Below are 17,265 nucleotides of genomic sequence, written 5' to 3'. Positions count from 1 at the left end.
GTGTTGTGTGGTCCGCGCGTGGCGCTGTTATGGTTAAATCCCGCCCCTTTCCATGCTGCCTACCCGACCCGATGACCCCTGAAGCCCTCGCCACCCTCAACCAGCACCTGCTGACCGCACTGGCGGCCGCCCCCGCCGAAACCCGTCGCCTGTTCCACGGCCGTGGCCGCTGCTGGCCGGGGCTGGAGCAAGTGACCGTGGACTGGTTACAGGGCGTGGTGCTGGTGGCGCTGTTCAAGGAGCCGGAAGCGGCGCAACTGGAAGACCTGAAGCAGGTGCTGATGACGGTCACCCGGTCTGAGCAATGGGCAAAATCCGGTGCCCACACGCTGCTGTTGCAACATCGCTACCTGCTGCAAAGCACCACCGAGTGGCTGCTCGGCGAAGTCATCGAGGAAATGACCATCACCGAGGGTGGCCTGAAGTACCGGGTGGACCTGGGCCGCAAGCAGAACACCGGGTTGTTCCTCGACATGCGCTACGGCCGCGACTGGGTCCGCGCCAATGCCGAAGGCAAGCGGGTATTGAACCTGTTCGCCTACACCTGCGGCTTCTCGGTGGCGGCCATCGAAGGTGGCGCGACGCATGTGGTCAACCTCGACATGTCCAGCCCGGCCCTGAGCCGTGGCCGCGACAACCACCGGCTCAACGGCCACGACCTGAGCAACGTGACCTTTCTCGGCCACGACCTGTTCAAATCCTGGGGCAAAGTGATCGGCAAAGGGCCGTATGACCTGGTGATCATCGACCCGCCGTCGTTCCAGAAAGGCAGCTTTTTGCTGACCAAGGACTACCAGCGTGTGCTGCGCCGGTTGCCGGAATTGCTCAGCCCTGAAGGTACGGTGTTGGCCTGCATGAACGACCCGGCGTTCGGTGCCGATTTCCTGATCGATGGCGTGACTCGTGAGGCGCCGAGCCTGAAGTTTGAGCAGCGGCTGGAGAATCCGCCGGAGTTTCCGGATGCGGACGTGGAGTGTGGGTTGAAGGCGTTGGTGTTTAGGCTGGAAGGCTAAAGATCGCAACCCGGACACTACTAATGCGGATTCCGTATCCCTTCGACCCTGTAGTGGACACCACCCTGGTGACTCAACATAAGTCGGTGGGCTCCCCGTTTGGTACTTCCAGGAAAACCCCGCAGATCCGCAGACCACAAACCGTCCTGATGGCGATGCCAATTGATTGCTCCAGTACGACCTTCACGCAGACTGTTGATCGTTGAGGAAACGCTTTTGTGGCCAGGGTCAGTCGGATCATCCAGGATCGAATCCACCGCTCGGGTATCAATTTCCCAGTGCGGGATGGATGCTGGCGCTGCTGATGATGTGGCCGAGCCCAAACTGGAGTGTGATTTTTTTCCGGCCTTGCGTACGCTCGCGACAGAGGTGGCACCTGCTACATCAAATGATTCAACGTAGGGAGACTGCTCAGTGGATGATTGCTCACTCGGCGTATCTCGAATTAACAGCATGCTGTAGCCCAGCCGTTTGAGCCCTTTAACTGGATTGTTTTCCGTGCTAAGGACACGCCATGCTTTATCAGCGTTGCTTTCGGGGCCCGTATACCCAAAGATTCTTCCTGTTTGCGCACGGAAAAGTCTAAGCATTACCCCATCGTTCCCTGAAATATTACGATGGTCAAAAGCAAAGTTCGAAAACCTCGCAGCTTCCTCCCGCGTCAGCTTTTCGTGTTCTGCAAGACTGCTAGCCAGATTTCTAATGTCCTGACCAAACTGCCGTTCCACTACGTCGGTATTGGCGGCCACAGCCTCTGGTCGTAACTGTATATATTCGTGCGTTCGCACAATCCCGAACAGCGTCCCACCCAGCAGGGCGCCGACTGAAGCACCTGTCATGGCATTGCCCGCCAACCAACCCAACCCGGCCCCGATCAAGGTCAGCAAGAACACGAGAATGACCCCTCCCAAAATCTGGGTGCCCGAAACCTGTTCTCCGTTCAGCCCAAATCGATCAACAAAGTTGATCGGATTGTTGCCCACCATCGCATAACGATTGGGGCCCTCCATTTCCCCGGCGGGATCCGGACCAATCCATCGCTGTAACCACGGCGCGTAATACCGGTAGCCATAGTAGTAAAGCCCGGTCGCATCTCGCTCTTTACCCGAATAGCGGATGGTTTTGTACTGCGCCACCAACGCACTTTTACCCGCCCAGCACGCCGTGCCGCCAAAGGGGTAATAGTGCTCCTGAGTCCGCACGCCCGCCTCGTCGTCCAGTTCCAGCGTGCTGGAACCGAGGTGATCACTGAGGTTGTAACGCAACTGGTCACTGTGCTCACCTTGGGGCCAGTGCAATGCCCACACATTGCTGCGCCCGGCTTCGACGCTGATGACGTGGTGCTCTTCGCCATCGGCCTGGCGGTGGATTTCCAGACCGGGGAGGTAACGGACTTCGCTGCGCAGGGTCCTGCCGCTGCTGTGGGCGAATCCCGTTTTGCGCAAGCGGTGGCCGGGGCGGTCGTAGCGGTAGCATTCGTAGTCGTCGGGCTCGGTTTCGCGTTTGACCAACGTGACTTGGTGCAATTGATTACGACTGTCCCAGAGCATGGCTTGCCCGCGTTGCAGCTCCCGTTGATTGCCACCGGCATCGAAACCCGACGCGATTTCAGGCTCGCCCGGCAGCGAGCCGTCATCGCGCTGCGCGAGGCTACGGTTGCTTCGTGTCGAGGTAAACATCGAGAAGCCGGGCGCGCCGCTGTGGTGGCGGCTAATCAAATTCCCGCCCCGGTCATACTCGAAGCGTTGGGTGTAATTGCGCCGCTGGCTGGGGTCCAGCGGCGTGGGCAGCAGTGTTGGCAGGGCTGGGCCATGACTCGGCTGGCTGACCTCCCAGCCCTGGGCTTCGACCAGTTGATACAGGCTGTCGTAGCGGTAGCGGTTGATCGGCTCGATGCGCTGGTTGTTGAAATGGCTGACGGCTTGGGACTGGTCGTGCAGCCTGACGATATTACCCGCCGGGTCGTAGACGTAGTTCAGGTCCTGCAAGGGCTTCTGGTTTCCGTCTGCCGCCATCAGCCGAATCAGCCGGCCGTCTTCGGCAGCGTACTCGGCGTGGGTCAGCACACCATTGCCGGCGGTTTCGCGTTCGACCTGATCCTGGGCGTTGTAGCGAATGTCGTGGACCAAGGATTGTGGCTGCTTGCTCTCACCGGCCATTTGCAGCCAGACTTCACTCGGTTTGCCCGCCACGTCGTAGCCAAAGGTGCGAGCGTTGCCCATCGCATCGATTTGTCGCTGAAGCTCACCAGTGGGATTGAAACGGTGGCGGGTGATGAATGATTGAGCTTCCAGGTACTCCTCTCTGGCATCGATTTCGGGCGGCCAGTCGGGTGTTTCAAGCTCGAGGAGCAAGCGTTGCTCTTCAACCAGTGCTGAACCGGCGAGCCCGTAGTCAGCAGCCCAGTGTGTGCCCGCCGGATGGTCATGACGGATCACCTGTCCGCACTGGTTGTGCGCTGCGTACGCGGGTTCGGAGCCACCATAGGTCAAGCGTTCCACCACACGAAGTCGTTCCCCCGCGTCCTGTTCCGTGACGGTGATGGGCCGCTGTTGTCCGTCGAACACCGTGTGACGCTGACTGCCTCGTGCATCCCAGAACGAACAGGGCGAACCGGCCTGGTCCGGCAAACTCAGCTGCCACCCGGCATCGACGCTGTCCGTCAGCAACGGTTGACCGTTCAAGCCGTAGATCGTGGTCAGGTTCGGCGTCGGCGCCGTGCCCCACAACCGAGGGTCCCACGACTCGACCAAGCGCCCTGCCGCGTCGAAGCGTTGCCGGGTGATACGCGGATCAATCTCCGGGCTGTCAGGATGACGGCAATAGCCCACGCTGCGAACCGTCAGGGCGCGTGGATCGATGACCGACAGCGTCGGTGTCGCGGCGTGGTGGTGAGCGTTCACGGCATTGACGATCCTTCGCTTTGACTGAGGACAGACTGGGCCTTTTTTGGCCGGACCGAAACTGTAAGAAGTTACAGGTCGGCGCCTGTGAAATCGCCATCGTCGGAACGCCGCCCGGAGCAAGCTCGCTCCCACAATGAATCGCGCCGAATGGATATCCGTGGGTTGTCAGCCAGATCATGTTGACGGTGGTTGTGTTGCTGGTGGCGGTGATTCAGTTGGGTGGGGATCGGTTGGCGCTGGGGTTGAACAAGCGCTGACGAGCTGAAAGTCACCGTGCTTTTGTGGCGAGGGAGCTTGCTCCCGCTGGGCTGCGAAGCGGCCCCAAACCATTCAATGCGCAGTGTCAGTGAAATTCTGGTGTCAGATTTTACGATTGCTGCGCAATCGAGCGGGAGCAAGCTCCCTCGCCACAGGTGATAACAGACTTCCAGAGGGAAGTTTTCGTACAGGAAAATCAGCGGTTTTGCAGGCCCGTTCCCTTTCTTTTGCAGGACATTTCCTAGATCATTTCGCTCGCTTGCGCCTGCCATTTTCCGTGGCTAGTCTCGGTCCGTCACTGCTCATCAGTGATCGGGTTTAGTAGCCCGGAACAATAGGCGCATAGCGATTCCATGCTCATGTCCGGCAAATTTTGCCGCATGCAGAATATGGTGGCTGTGCGTGGGGCACCTTCGGGTGCACCGGTTTTTCCTATTGACCGGCCTACTAACCTGCGTACAGCCGCCACCCAATCGTTTAGTAGGCGATAAGTGATGGCTCCCATGCAGCAATAGGAGCAACACTCATGGAAAGATCCGTACCCGATCCACCTCCCGAAACCCCCACCAACGAAACCGTCACTGAAGACCGACTCAGGGATCGATCAGCGCTCTACCGTGCGATTGACTTTCACCTCACCGGCGACCAACCCACCCGCCCCGATGAACTGCGCTTTTACAACGTCAGCAACGACGTGAGCTTTGAAGATACCCAGCTCTATATCGCCGACCTGCTGCGTTGCGCTTCGGTCACGGCGTATCAGTGTGGCGATCAACTCAAGGGCGCTGATCGGGCCCTGGTGTTTTCGATCTGGCATTTACTGGAGATTGCCAAGGCGATGGTGGATCGGTCTATTGAATGTCTGGGAATGAAGCAGGGCTGAGCAATCGGTTATCAGTGTTATCACCATCGCGAGCAGGCTCGCGATGGCTCGGGCCGCGGTCGGACGCAACCGTCCACTCAGTCAGCTGAAGGGCTGCTGATCATCAGCGAGGCGCACTGGCAACAGCACACCCCATGACCGTTCAACGCGGCCGCAACACCAGCGCAAACAACTCGCCATGCCCGTTCACATTGAGCTTGTGATAGAGGTTGCGCCGGTGCACTTTCACCGTCTCCGGGGAGATGCCCAATTGCTGGGCGATGGCCTTGCTGGAGAAGCCCTGGAGAATCAGGCGCGCGGTTTCGATTTCCCGCAGCGTCAGGCGTGCGTCGAAGCGATCGAGCAAGGTCGCCAGGTCGCCGGCCGGTGGTTCGGCGGCCGGCCCTTCCAGCGGCAGCAAATCCAGGTGTCGGCGCATCGCCGCCAGCACCCAGTCACGCACGCACAGCAGGCGGCCCTGCTCCTCAAGGCTGAAGCGTGTCGCACGCCCCAGGGACAGGCCGAGCACGGCGCCATCGACGTTAACCATGAATTGCAACTCGTCCCCACCGACCACGGCGCTGAAGTAACTCAGGTAGTACTCGCTGTGCTGGAACTGGTCGGGGGCCACCGATTCGAGGCTGTGCAAACCGTCGGCGATGCCCGCGCAGGCGGCTTGGTAGAACGGGTCGAGCAGGTACATGCCGGCGCGGTAGTCCGCCAGTTCTTCATGTTCTTCGGTGCTGCCCTTGGCATCGAAATCGATCAGCAGGCGCGGCACATGGCCCGGACGCATCAGCGCTACCAGCGCGTTATCCAGCGGCACCAGCAAGCGCAAGGTATCCACCAGCGCACGCCAGAAACTGTCCCGCCCCACCGCCGTGAAAACCCGCGCCAGCCCCTGGTGCACCGGCAACTCTTTCAACAACGCGTCCACGCACTACCCCTTTTGAGTAACCCATGATGGGAATGGGTGAAGGCCACCCCGGTCGATACGCTGCAAACTCCTGATTACCACCGGCCGCAACAGGCCAGGAGTGCCGCATCATGAGTCGTCACCGCTTGTATTTCAATCTGGGGTTTGGTGCCTGTCTGGCGGTTTCGCTGTCGGCTTTTGCGGTCGAAGCCCCGACGGTGCACGTGTACAACTGGTACGACTACATCGGCCCCACCACCTTGCAGGACTTCAAGCGTGACACCGGGATTGCGCCGGTCTATGACACCTTCGACAGCGCCGAAGTGCTGGAAGGCAAATTGCTCACCAGCCGCAGCGGCTACGACGTGGTGGTGGCCAGCAACTTCAGTCTACCCACGCTGATCAAGGCCGGTGCCCTCGCCCCCCTGCCCCGTGCGCAGATGCCGGACTTCAAGAACATGGATGCCGATCTGCTGGCGAAACTGGCCAACAACGATCCAGGCAACCAGTACGCCGTGCCGTACCTGTGGGGCACCAACGGCATCGGCTACAACATCGACAAAGTACGCGCGCTGCTGGGTGACAAGGCGCCGGTGGATTCCTGGGACCTGGTGTTCAAGGAAGAGAACCTGGCCAAACTCGGCGAATGCGGCGTGGCCATGCTCGACTCGCCGTCGGAGATGCTGCCGGTGGCCCTGCACTACCTTGGCCTGCCGCCCAACAGCACCAACCCCGAGGACTACAAGAAGGCCGAAGCGCTGCTGCTCAAGCTGCGTCCGCATATCGCCTACTTCAACTCGTCGAAATTCATCAGCGACCTGTCCAATGGCAACATCTGCGTGGCGGTCGGCTGGTCCGGGGCGATGTTCGAAGCCAAGAACACCGCCGAGCAGGCCGGCAACGGCGTGAAAATCGCCTACAGCTTGCCCAAGGAAGGCGCGCCGGTGTGGTTCGACACGCTGGTGCTGCTCAAGGACGCCCCGCACCCGGAACAAGGCATGGCCTTCATCGACTACCTGATGCGCCCTGAGGTCATCGCCCCGGTCAGCGACCACCTCAACTACCCCAACGGCAACCGCAGTGCGACCACGCTGGTGGCCGAAGCGACCCGCAGCAACCCGGCGGTTTATCCACCCGCCGAAGCGATGGCGACCTTGTTCACCCTCCAGCCACTGCCGCCGGCTACCGAGCGCGTGCGCACGCGGATCTGGAGCAAGGTCAAAAACGGTCAGTGAATCCACTGCATTTCCCTGTGGGATTGTGGTGCCCGGAACATCCCTTTTTCAGCCACGATTTGAAGATGAGAAAACCATGAAACCACGCGCCCGCGACCTGAACATCCCGATCGGCCAACTGCAACCCGGCCCGCTCAATGCCATCACCGACGTCCCTGGCGTAAGGGTCGGCCACAGCGATGTACGAGGCCGCACGGCCAATGGCCGCGACATCCTCACGGGCGTCACCGTCATCGAACCGCGCGCCGGCTCCACCAGCCAACAACCCTGCTTTGCCGGTGTGCATGTGCTCAACGGCAACGGCGATGCCACGGGGCTGGAGTGGATTCGCGAGGCCGGCTTGCTGACCAGCCCCATCGCCTTCACCAACACCCACAGCCTGGGCGTGGTGCGCGACGCGCTGATCGTGCTCGACCGCGAGCAGCAGCCGGATGACGGGCGCCTGTACTGGAACATGCCGGTGGTGCTGGAAACCTTCGACGGCTTGCTCAACGACATCAACGGCTTTCACGTGAAACCGGAACACGTGGCACAGGCCGTGCGCTCGGCGACGGGTGGCCCGGTGGCCGAAGGCAATGTCGGCGGTGGCAGCGGCATGATCTGCCACGAATTCAAGGGCGGCATCGGCACCGCGTCGCGCCGCTTGAACAGCGCCCAGGGCGGCTGGACGGTGGGGGCGATTGTTCAGGCCAACCACGGCATCCGCCATGAACTGCGGGTCGATGGCTACCCGGTCGGGCGCTATATGGAACAGGTCGATTCGCCGTTCCTCAAGGCCTCGCTGCCCCATCCGGGCATGGGTTCGATCGTGGTCTGCCTGGCCACCGATGCGCCGTTGCTGCCGCACCAGTGCACCCGCCTGGCCCAGCGCGCCAGCCTCGGCCTGGCCCGCACCGGCGGCGGCAATGAAGACCACAGCGGCGACATCTTCATCGCCTTCGCCACCGGTAACGATCACGTGCCACCGGCTGCCTACGAGAGCAAGAAAGCACCGACCACCCACAACCTGAGCATGGTCAACAACGACCACATCAGCGAGCTGTTCCTGGCCGCCACCGAAGCTGTGGAAGAAGCCATCATCAATGCCCTGCTCGCCGCCGAAACGGCCGAAGGCAACGGACATGGAGTGCAGGGGCTGGATGCCGAAACCCTGCTCAAGGCGTTGCGTCGCGCCGGCTGGCCGGGGGATGCGACTAGCGGTACTTGAGTGAAACACTAGGTCTTTTTAGGATGAACTTACGCAGCCGCTTGTTTGTGCAAGCCGCTGCGTAGGTGGTGAGTGAACTGAACCACTATCAAGCTCACCGCTTGCTTCATGCGCATCTTGAGCCTCACGGCTCCACTTCCTCCCCATCAAGAGCTTTGAGGCTCTTTTTTTACCTCCGAAAAACACACATTCCCCACAGGGGGGATTTTCATTGTGCTTCGCTGGTGCACAACGACCGCCACGCCGCCTCCGCCAGCATGTCCCGGTACGCCTTCGGGCTGCCCTTGACCCGGCCCGACAACCAGGCGCGGCAGTAACTGTCTGCCTGGCCGACGATCAGCGACGGGATCAACTCCGCCGGGAAACTCCCCAGTTCATTACCCTGCGCCCCCAGCCATTCCAGCAACTGCCTGTTGCGCGTCTTGTTGCGGGTGGCGAGTTCGTCCTTGAACAGCCCCTTGGTGACGGCAAACCGCGCGTGGTACTGGAACCGCGCCCACTCCGGCTGGCTATCGACCCAATCCACATAACTGTGCACCAGCGCATGCACCCCTGCTTGAGTGGTTTGAGCCTCGGCGAGATAGCTGTCGCGCAAGCGGGCCTGATCATCGAGGGCGGTAAAAAACAGCGCCGCCACCAGGCCTTCCTTGTTGCCGAAATGGTGATAGATCGCACCGACACTGGTATCGCATTCGGCGCGGATCATTTCGATGGTCGTGGCCTCGATCCCCTGTTCGTTGAACAGGCCGAGGGCCTTTCTAAAGATGTCGCGCTTGAGTTCGGCGCGTCGTCCGGGGTAGCAGCGTTCGAGCAGATCGGCGGTTTCCATGCGCAAAGACAGTCCGGAAAAGTCATAGGTGAGGGCTGGCGGTTACCAGCGAACAAGTGGCGCTAGGTTGACAGATTTCCCTTCGACAGAATACTGTTCCGCCACAGAACATTATTCTGTTTAGGAACATTATTCTGCAAACCGTCATCCTCAAGAGGCAAAAAAATGAGTCAGTTCCTCAGCATGTTCAACAGCGCAGGCCCAGAAGCATTCAGCAAAATGGCCTGCCAGGTGGCGCCCTACTTCTCCACCATCAACCCGCTGGTCAAGGACCTGCGCAAAGGCTCCGCCACCGTGCACGTACCGTTTGCCCGGGAAATCACCAATCATTTGGGTACGGTGCATGCGATTGCCATGTGCAACGCCGCCGAACTGGCCGCCGGGATGATGACCGACGTTTCCATTCCCGCTGGTGCACGCTGGATTCCCAAAGGCATGACCGTGGAATACCTGGCCAAGGCCAAGAGCGATGTGACGGCGGTAGCCGAGGGGGACGCAGTGGACTGGACCACCGAAGGCGACAAGATCGTGCCGGTGGACATTCACGATGCCGAGGGCAAGAAGGTCTTCACGGCGCGGATAACCATGAATGTGAAGCTGGCCTGACACTGATTGAAAGGACAGGTAAAGCGCGGACCAATGTGGGAGCGGGCTTGCTCCCACAGGGGAGTTGTGGTGTTTAGGAGAGTTCGGTCAGACCAGGCGCAATCGAGGTCCGCTAGCTGGTATGGCATCTTCTCCGAGCCGCCCCCGCACAAACTCCTGAGCCTTGCGCGTCAACTGGTCCAGATGCCGGTCGCGCTGTTTTTCCGCGTCGGTCATGGCCCGCTTGCCATGCTTTTGCAGCAGGTAGGTATGAATCTGCCGCACTTCCAGCGAGCTGTAGATCGACGCCACATCCAGCAGCGCCATCAAGCCATCGGTGGCGTAGTCGCGGGTGTTCATCAACACCTGGGTCGCACGCACGCCCACCACCTCAAAGCCCATCGCCTCGAAATACGGCACCTTGGCCACCGCGCAGGTCAGCTCGGCATGGGGATAGCGACCGACCATTTCCCGCAGCATCCGCCGGGCCACGCCCTGGCGCCGATACTCGGCCTGCACCGCCATGTACGCCACGCCGCAGGCCTCGGGGTCGTCCTGCACCGGCAGGTACAGCACAAAGCCAGTCACCTTTTGCGGGTCGTCTTCGTCCGTGGCAACGATCAACTCCACGGCAATGCCTTTTTCACCGTTCAGCGCCTCCAGATACAGGTGCACCTCATAGCCGATCGCGTATTGATAGAGGTTGTACAGCAGGTTGCTGGGCGGGATCGCGACCATGCTGATGTCGGTCAGGTTGTCGACCACCATCTGCAGGATCTGGCTATTGATGTGCTCGGGGCACGGGGTCTTGAAGTGGCTGATCAGGGGCATTGCAGTGACAGGCTCCGGGGGCAAGGGCCGCCTATCATAGCGCGCCTGACACCTGCGGTCCGAATGGAGGCGTTGCGTTTTCGAGGCTGACAGCAGAGTCAGGCACACTTTGTGCTGGGTGAGCAGGGGGCTTCGCGAGCAGGCTCGCTCCCACAGGGGACTGCGGTTTTGCCCACTCCTCGATCTCCTGTGGGAGCTCGCCTGCTCGCGAAAGCGTCCACCATCACAACAGCCTTTGGTGTGGGTGGGGGGGAATCGGTGGGTGAAGGCCCCCAACTGTGAGGATTGCCACCCATTGCGCCACTACGACCAAAGTCCAATCCATCAAGCGTTTGATATCAAACAGCTATTTGTTTCCCCCGGATCTCCTCGCGCTTGGCGCACCTCTTGCATCGAGCGAATTGCGAATTGCGAACGTCTGCCACACCGGCGTGCCCCCGAGGGGAACAACATGAAAAAAATGCCTGACCTCAAATCGCTCGGTTTTTTCTGCAAACCGGGCATCGCCGCTGTGATGCTGATCAACATCAGCCTCGGCAACGCCAACGCCGTACCGCTGGATGATTTCGGCCCGCCCCCCCCAACGGACCCTTCGGCATATAGCAATCCCCCGGCCGACCTCAAAGCTGCGGCGGATGCCTTACGGGCCATGCCACCCGTCAACCAGGGCGCCATCGCCCTGCCCAATGGCGCTTTTGGTACCCGCCTCACCACGCCAACGACCGACAACGTGCTGCCTCCAGCCCTGCAGACATCATTCAAAATCCCCACCAATGGCAAACCCAGCCCATTGTTCGGGGCCCAGCCGTACACTCAGCAACTGCTGCTGTTCGAAGAATTCGGCACGGAAAAACTCGACCCGACTCTGCCGGCACCGCCCCTGACCTTCCCGGTTCCGCTCGTCGGCCCGGCGCCCACGCAGGACCCGAACAACATCGCCCGCAGCGGCCCTTCGCCCACGGCGCTGGTAGCCTTCATGCGCCAGCCGGGGCTGTACCCGTTTCCGTCGCAGTATTCCAACGTGCTGGACCGCAACCCGTGGAAAGCGCAGATCGAAGCCTTCCTCAACCGCCATCCGGTCGGCTCACCGGCCGAAGGTCGTCCACCAGGAAAAGGCTGGTCGCATCAGCGCTGGAACGAGTTTTACCCACAGGTCGGCTTCAAAACCGCTCAAGCGGGCGCCCAGCTCAACAGCGGCATGCGCGACCGCCGACAGTTGCACAACTACGCCGTCGGTGAGTTCGGGCCTGGCGGGCTCTACAACCAGACCTCGAGCACCCCGATCATTGCGGGCACCACCAAAGGCATAAATGTTCGTTTTCACCCCAACATGCCGATTCAGAACCACAAGGCGCTCTGGACCTTCGACGGCACCTTTCCGCCAAAACTGTTGATGGTGCGTTACGGTCAAGCCGCGCTGATGCGCCACTACAACGCCCTGCCGATCGATCCGGCGGCCAACATGGGGTTTGGCCTGCACACACTCACCACCCACGAACACAACGGCCACTCCCCGGCCGAAAGCGATGGCTTTTCCGGTGCGTTTTTCTTTCCGGGACAGTACTACGACTATCGCTGGCCGATCCAGTTGGCCGGTTACGACACCATCAACACCAGCGCTCAGGATCCGCGCGCGGCGTTCCCTTGCGCCCCGGGCGAAACCCTGTTCGTCAACGATGCCACTCCGGGCCTCAAGACGTGCAACAACGGCAGCATCAAGATCCGTGGCGACTGGCGCGAAACCATGAGCACCCACTGGTTCCATGACCACATGGTCGATTTCACCGCGCAGAACGTCTACAAGGGCAACGCGGTGATGATGAATTACTACAGCGCCGTGGACCGTGGTAACGAAGCCTTCGAAGACGGCGTCAACCTGCGCCTGCCCAGCGGTTCGGCGATGCCTTGGGGCAACCGCGACTACGATGTGAACCTGATGATTGCCGACAAGGCCTGGGATCAGAACGGCCAATTGTGGTTCAACCCGTTCAACACCGACGGCTTCCTCGGCGATCAGGTCCTGGTCAACTGGCAGTACCAGCCGCGCCTGAACGTGCGGGCGCGCAGCTATCGCTTCCGCATCCTCAATGGCTCGGTGTCGCGCTACTTCAGGATCGCGCTGGTGCGTGAAGTCGCCGGCACCGGCGGCGAATTCCCCGGCCCGGCCGGTTCTGGCCTGTCTTATACCCGCGTGCCGTTCCACTTGATCGCCAACGACGGCAACCTCATGGAACACGCCGTGCCGTTCGACGGTAGCATGGACCTGGAAGGTAACGGTGACATGCAGAACCACAACGCCATCCTGCCCACCATGGGCATCGCCGAGCGTTACGACATCATCGTCAACTTCGCGAAAAACGGAATCAACACCGGCGACAAGCTGTACTTCGTCAACCTGATGGAGCATCACGACGGCAAGGGGCCGGAGGCTACACTGCTGAGCCTGGCCGATGTCCTGTCCGGCACATACAAGGCGGTGCTCAAACTGGGCAGCAAAGGGCTAGAGTGGGACGCCGGCGACCCGGGGGTGGGCAAGTTCATGCAGATGGTGGTCCAGCCTTATGCCGGCCAGGACGTTAGCATGAACCCCGCCGACTACGAACCCGCCAAACCGGGCAAACCGGCCGGCAAGACCATGATCCCGCTGACCCTCAACCGCGATGATCCGGCGGTGCAGGCCAAGCTCAAGGTGGCGCGGCATCGCGAGTTCATCTTCGGCCGCTCCGACGGCACCGACGAAGCCCCCTGGACCATCAAGACCGACGGTGGTCAATTCGGCTTCCCCATGGACACTCGAATCATCAGCGCCGCTCCGCAACTGGCTAACGGCCCGACCCCTGCCGGGTTCTCCGGCGACGGCACCCTTGAGGTGTGGAAAATCAAGAGCGGCGGCAACGGCTGGAACCACCCGGTCCACGTGCACTTCGAAGAGGGGATCGTCCTCCACCGCGATGGCAACCCACCGCCGGAATGGGAAAAGTGGGCGCGCAAGGACGTCTATCGCATCGGCGAGGGCATCGACAGCTCGGTGGATGTGGAAATGGCGATTCACTTCCGTGAATTCGCCGGGACCTACATGGAGCACTGCCACAACACCCAGCACGAGGACACGTCCATGTTGCTGCGCTGGGATATCGAGCACCCCGGCCAGTTCCAGTTGATGCCAGCGCCCCTGCCCGGCTGGGACGGCGTCACCTACGTCAATTCCTCCGCGTTGCCGACCTTCCGCACTGGCGATACCCGTGCCAATAACGATGGCGATAACAAAAACCCGATCGCCAACCCCGACAGCGCCGTCAGCAACAACGGCCAACCGCTGACCATCAACGTCCTGGCCAACGACAGCGACCCTGACGGTAACGTGCCACTTAAAGTGGTGGGGCTGGAGCAACCGGACTCCGGCAAGGGCGTGGTCAGCACCGATGGTACGCGCGTGACCTACACACCACCGGCCACGGTCCCCGCGCCGTTCACCGCGACCTTTACCTATAAAGCCGCCGATACGAAGGGCGCGGAGTCGGCATCGGCAACGGTGTCCGTGGCGGTCTCGGCAGCGGTCAACGAGAGCCTGATCGTCACCAGCGCTACCGTCACCGCCCGCAGCAACAGCCGCTGGTATTGGGTCCTGTCCGGCACCACCTCCCGTGGCACGGGCAATACCATCACGGCGACTGCCACGGTTACAACCGGTACGGTGAACCTTGGCACCGCCACCCTGACGCCTACGGCGACAGGCGCACGCTGGAATATAGCGGTGACAACCGTCGGCAGTGGCCCGTCGCCTAGCCCGACGGCGACCGTCAAATCATCCCTCGGCAAAACCGTGACGGTGCCAATAGTGGCGAACTAGAGCGGATTGATCGGCGCCCGGTCCATGCAATGTGGATCGGGCGCTTTTTTTTGCGGATCGTACGGTGGTGCCGAGGTGGGGTTTACTGACTATCGGTTCTATCCGCAAAGCGCCTGGCATTTGCGCTGACGGTCACCTTTGCGGCGCCACCATCCGAAAGCGGATATTGATCTCGTTGGACACCACACTGTCCGCCCACTCGCCCTCGCCTATCTTGAAGTCGTTACGCTTGAGGACCAGTTCACCATCGAAGATGCCAATGGAGCTCTCCGATTTCAGCAGCACCGGCACACTCACTTCCCGAGTGAGCCCCCGCAGGGAAAGCTTGCCGGTGATGGTGTAGCGGTTATTGCCGAGGGCTTTGATGGACGTCGATTCGAAGGTCGCCACCGGATAAGTCGCCGTATCGAACCACGCAGGTTTTTGCAGTTCGGTATTGGCGTCGCTGCTACCGGCGTCGATGCTGTTCAGGTCGATGGTCAGCGTGGCATGGGCGGCGCCAGGGTTATCGGTGTCGAAGTCGAGATTGGCCTCGAACTTGCCGAAGGTGCCGTAGCTTCGCGAACCCATCTGCTGATAGGTGAAACTCAAGGTGCTGGCCTTGGCGTTCACTTTCTTGTATTCCACGGCTTCAGCGAACGGCACCAGGCCGAACACCAACGTTCCGGCCAGAGCGACGCAACGCGCGGATCGAAGGTTCATGGCACTCTCCGGGAGGGCTCCCGTCTTGAGTTGGCGTGCCGCACAGATCGGGTGGCATCAGATGACTAAAGCAAACAACCGGCGTTTATTCCACCTCGCGCGTTGATTTGCGACCACCTGCCGATGGCCGTCCGAGCTACCCGCACTCCCCGCGTTGCCACGCCCGCCGCAACAGGTCGATCACCTCGGTATCCGAGGTCTGGGAAAAGTCCATGTACCAATGGCCAATCGAAGTGAACCACTCGGGCATCAGCGGGCAGATCAACTCATCCACCTCGCTGCGCAGCGCCTCTACCGTTTCGATCGGCGCCACCGGCACCGCCACCACGATGCGCGATGGCGCCTGCGCCCGTAGCGCCTGGATCGCCGCCCTCATCGAAGCGCCGGTGGCCAGGCCGTCGTCGATCAGGATCACCACCTGATCCTTGAGCTGCACCGCCGGCCGTGTGCCGCGGTAGACCTTCTCGCGGCGCAGCAGCTCGCGGGTTTCCCGTTCGACCACGGCGTCGAACGCGGCGCGATCAATCGGGTGCACCCGCAGTGCCTGTTCATTACGAATCTGGATGCCACCGCTGGCAATCGCGCCCATGGCGTACTCCGGGTGGGACGGCACGCCGAGCTTGCGCACCAGCATCAGGTCCAGGCGAACCTTCAGCGCCGTGGCCACTTCATAAGCCACCGGCACGCCGCCACGGGGCAAGGCCAGAACGATGACGTCGGGGCGATTAGCGTAAGGCAGCAGCGGCTCTACCAAACGCCGTCCGGCCGCTGGCCGGTCTTGCAGGATGGAATGGGACAAGGGGCTCATTTGAAAACCTCCCCAGGCGATCGCGCCTGCGAACTTCAGCCAAACCTGCCTTTTGTGGCAGGGGCTTTTGTGGCGAGGGAGCTTGCTCCCGCCGGGCTGCGCAGCAGCCCCAAAAAACCGATAACGCTTACCGGGTTTTGTGAGCGCTACGCACTCAAGCGCGAGCAAGCTCGCTCGCCACAAACTTGGTCCATAGCATTATCCGCCCCTTTATCCCGCCTACACCAACCGCTCAATTTTCTGATGCTGCCACACCAGTTTGTAATACAGCGTCTGCAGCACCAGCATCCCCAGATACGCCACCGGAAACGCCATCCACACCCCTTGCAGCCCGAACTTCGCATCCAGCAGATACGCCGCCGGCAACTGCACACCCACCACGCACACAATGGAAATCGCCACCGGCACCATCACCGTGCCGCTGGCGCGCATGATGCCGCCGATGATCGCCTGGAAGCCGAACACCAACAGGCTCCAGAGCATGATGTGCAACAGATGCTGAGCCATGGTCCGCGTCGCTTCTTCGGTGAGGAACGACGCCAGCAACCAGCTCGACAACAAGTACCCGAGCACCACCAGACCACCGGTCAAACACAGGTTGATCATCAGCCCGGTCTTCAAGATCGGCCCGATGCGCTCAATGCGCCCCGCCCCAATCGCCTGCGCCCCAAGAATCGACGCGGTGATCGCAATCGACAGCGCCGGGAACTGCACGTAATTGACGATCTGCGTCACCGCCCCGTAAGCCGCCGTCGCCTGGGAACCGTGCTGGTTCACCAGCGCCAGAATCACCAGCTCCGACAGCGACAACACCACCATCTGCAACCCGGTGGGCAAACCGATGCGCAGCACCTTGCCGAGGATCGCCATGTCCAGTTTCATCGCCGCAAAGAACTCGCGGTCCGGTGCCAGCGGATGGCCCTTGCCAATCAACCGCCACGCCAGCAACCCCATCGCCACCAGGTTACCCACCAACCCGGCAAACGCCGCACTCTGAATCCCCATCGGCGCAAAACCCAACCACCCGCGAATCAACGCCGGCGTCAGCGCCAGCCCCACACAGGTCGACACCACCAGCGCCAACAGCGGCGACAGAGTATCGCTGACCCCGCGCAACAACTGCGTGAACAGCACAAACACCAACAGCGACGGCATGATCCACAACATCACATGGGCATACGCCACCGCATCGTCCAGCACATCCGCCGGCGTCCCCAACCCCACCAACGCCGACCGCGCAAACACACTCCCCACCACCGCCGC

At 61.2% G+C, this 17,265-nt stretch carries 13 protein-coding genes and 1 pseudogene; 7 read left to right on the top strand and 7 right to left on the bottom strand.

Going from position 1 to position 17,265, the window contains the following annotated elements:
• Positions 1–71 precede the first annotated feature (71 nt).
• Positions 72–1,013, top strand: coding sequence for a class I SAM-dependent methyltransferase (locus KGA85_RS27045; protein WP_223543517.1), 942 nt, complete (start codon positions 72–74; stop codon positions 1,011–1,013).
• Positions 1,014–1,033: 20 nt separating this feature from the next.
• Here the strand turns inward: KGA85_RS27045 and KGA85_RS27040 are convergent, their stop codons facing one another.
• Positions 1,034–3,916 carry an RHS repeat domain-containing protein gene (locus KGA85_RS27040; protein ID WP_223543516.1) on the bottom strand — a complete coding sequence of 961 codons (2,883 nt, stop codon included), beginning with the start codon at positions 3,914–3,916 and terminating at the stop codon, positions 1,034–1,036.
• 170 nt (positions 3,917–4,086) lie between these two features.
• Between KGA85_RS27040 and KGA85_RS27035 the strand changes: the two are divergent.
• Both KGA85_RS27035 and KGA85_RS27030 read left to right on the top strand, forming a co-directional pair.
• Positions 4,087–4,176: pseudogene (locus tag KGA85_RS27035) on the top strand (ABC transporter permease); the annotation flags it as partial.
• Between the two features lie 527 nt (positions 4,177–4,703).
• Positions 4,704–5,060: a DUF6124 family protein gene (locus KGA85_RS27030; protein ID WP_223461422.1), complete on the top strand. Its 357-nt coding sequence runs from the start codon at positions 4,704–4,706 to the stop codon at positions 5,058–5,060.
• 142 nt (positions 5,061–5,202) lie between these two features.
• Here the strand turns inward: KGA85_RS27030 and KGA85_RS27025 are convergent, their stop codons facing one another.
• Positions 5,203–5,976, bottom strand: a complete 774-nt coding sequence (locus KGA85_RS27025; RefSeq protein WP_223461420.1) for a helix-turn-helix transcriptional regulator — start codon at positions 5,974–5,976, stop codon at positions 5,203–5,205.
• Positions 5,977–6,086: 110 nt separating this feature from the next.
• Between KGA85_RS27025 and KGA85_RS27020 the strand changes: the two genes are divergently transcribed.
• Positions 6,087–7,190 (top strand): extracellular solute-binding protein, encoded by a 1,104-nt coding sequence (locus tag KGA85_RS27020; protein WP_223543515.1) that lies wholly within the window; start codon positions 6,087–6,089, stop codon positions 7,188–7,190.
• 76 nt (positions 7,191–7,266) lie between these two features.
• A complete protein-coding gene (locus KGA85_RS27015; RefSeq protein ID WP_223461416.1) occupies positions 7,267–8,397 on the top strand; it encodes a P1 family peptidase in 1,131 nt (376 codons plus the stop codon).
• A 208-nt stretch (positions 8,398–8,605) separates the two neighbouring features.
• Here the strand turns inward: KGA85_RS27015 and KGA85_RS27010 are convergent, their stop codons facing one another.
• Entirely contained in the window at positions 8,606–9,226 is a 621-nt protein-coding gene (locus tag KGA85_RS27010) for a TetR/AcrR family transcriptional regulator (RefSeq protein WP_223543514.1), read from the bottom strand.
• A gap of 165 nt (positions 9,227–9,391) precedes the next feature.
• On the opposite strand from KGA85_RS27010, the gene KGA85_RS27005 reads away from it, so the two are divergent.
• Positions 9,392–9,832 (top strand): hotdog fold domain-containing protein, encoded by a 441-nt coding sequence (locus tag KGA85_RS27005; RefSeq protein ID WP_223461412.1) that lies wholly within the window; start codon positions 9,392–9,394, stop codon positions 9,830–9,832.
• 87 nt (positions 9,833–9,919) lie between these two features.
• Here the strand turns inward: KGA85_RS27005 and KGA85_RS27000 are convergent, their stop codons facing one another.
• A complete protein-coding gene (locus tag KGA85_RS27000; RefSeq protein WP_223461410.1) occupies positions 9,920–10,642 on the bottom strand; it encodes a GNAT family N-acetyltransferase in 723 nt (240 codons plus the stop codon).
• 451 nt (positions 10,643–11,093) lie between these two features.
• On the opposite strand from KGA85_RS27000, the gene KGA85_RS26995 reads away from it, so the two are divergent.
• The gene (locus KGA85_RS26995; protein WP_223543513.1) at positions 11,094–14,492 is read left to right on the top strand and encodes an Ig-like domain-containing protein; all 3,399 of its coding nucleotides are present in this window, start codon (positions 11,094–11,096) and stop codon (positions 14,490–14,492) included.
• 132 nt (positions 14,493–14,624) lie between these two features.
• Here KGA85_RS26995 and KGA85_RS26990 read toward each other — a convergent pair whose 3' ends face one another.
• The 3 genes from KGA85_RS26990 to KGA85_RS26980 all read right to left on the bottom strand — a co-directional run.
• Positions 14,625–15,194, bottom strand: coding sequence for a YceI family protein (locus KGA85_RS26990; RefSeq protein WP_223461825.1), 570 nt, complete (start codon positions 15,192–15,194; stop codon positions 14,625–14,627).
• A 136-nt stretch (positions 15,195–15,330) separates the two neighbouring features.
• Positions 15,331–16,002: a phosphoribosyltransferase gene (locus KGA85_RS26985; protein ID WP_223461827.1), complete on the bottom strand. Its 672-nt coding sequence runs from the start codon at positions 16,000–16,002 to the stop codon at positions 15,331–15,333.
• A gap of 219 nt (positions 16,003–16,221) precedes the next feature.
• A partial coding sequence (locus KGA85_RS26980; RefSeq protein ID WP_223543512.1) for an MATE family efflux transporter occupies positions 16,222–17,265 on the bottom strand: 1,044 nt, incomplete at its 5' end.

The sequence above is a fragment of the Pseudomonas sp. GL-B-12 genome (genome assembly GCF_019955895.1).
Lineage (GTDB): Bacteria > Pseudomonadota > Gammaproteobacteria > Pseudomonadales > Pseudomonadaceae > Aquipseudomonas.
This window is presented reverse-complemented; position numbering and strand designations above follow the sequence as displayed.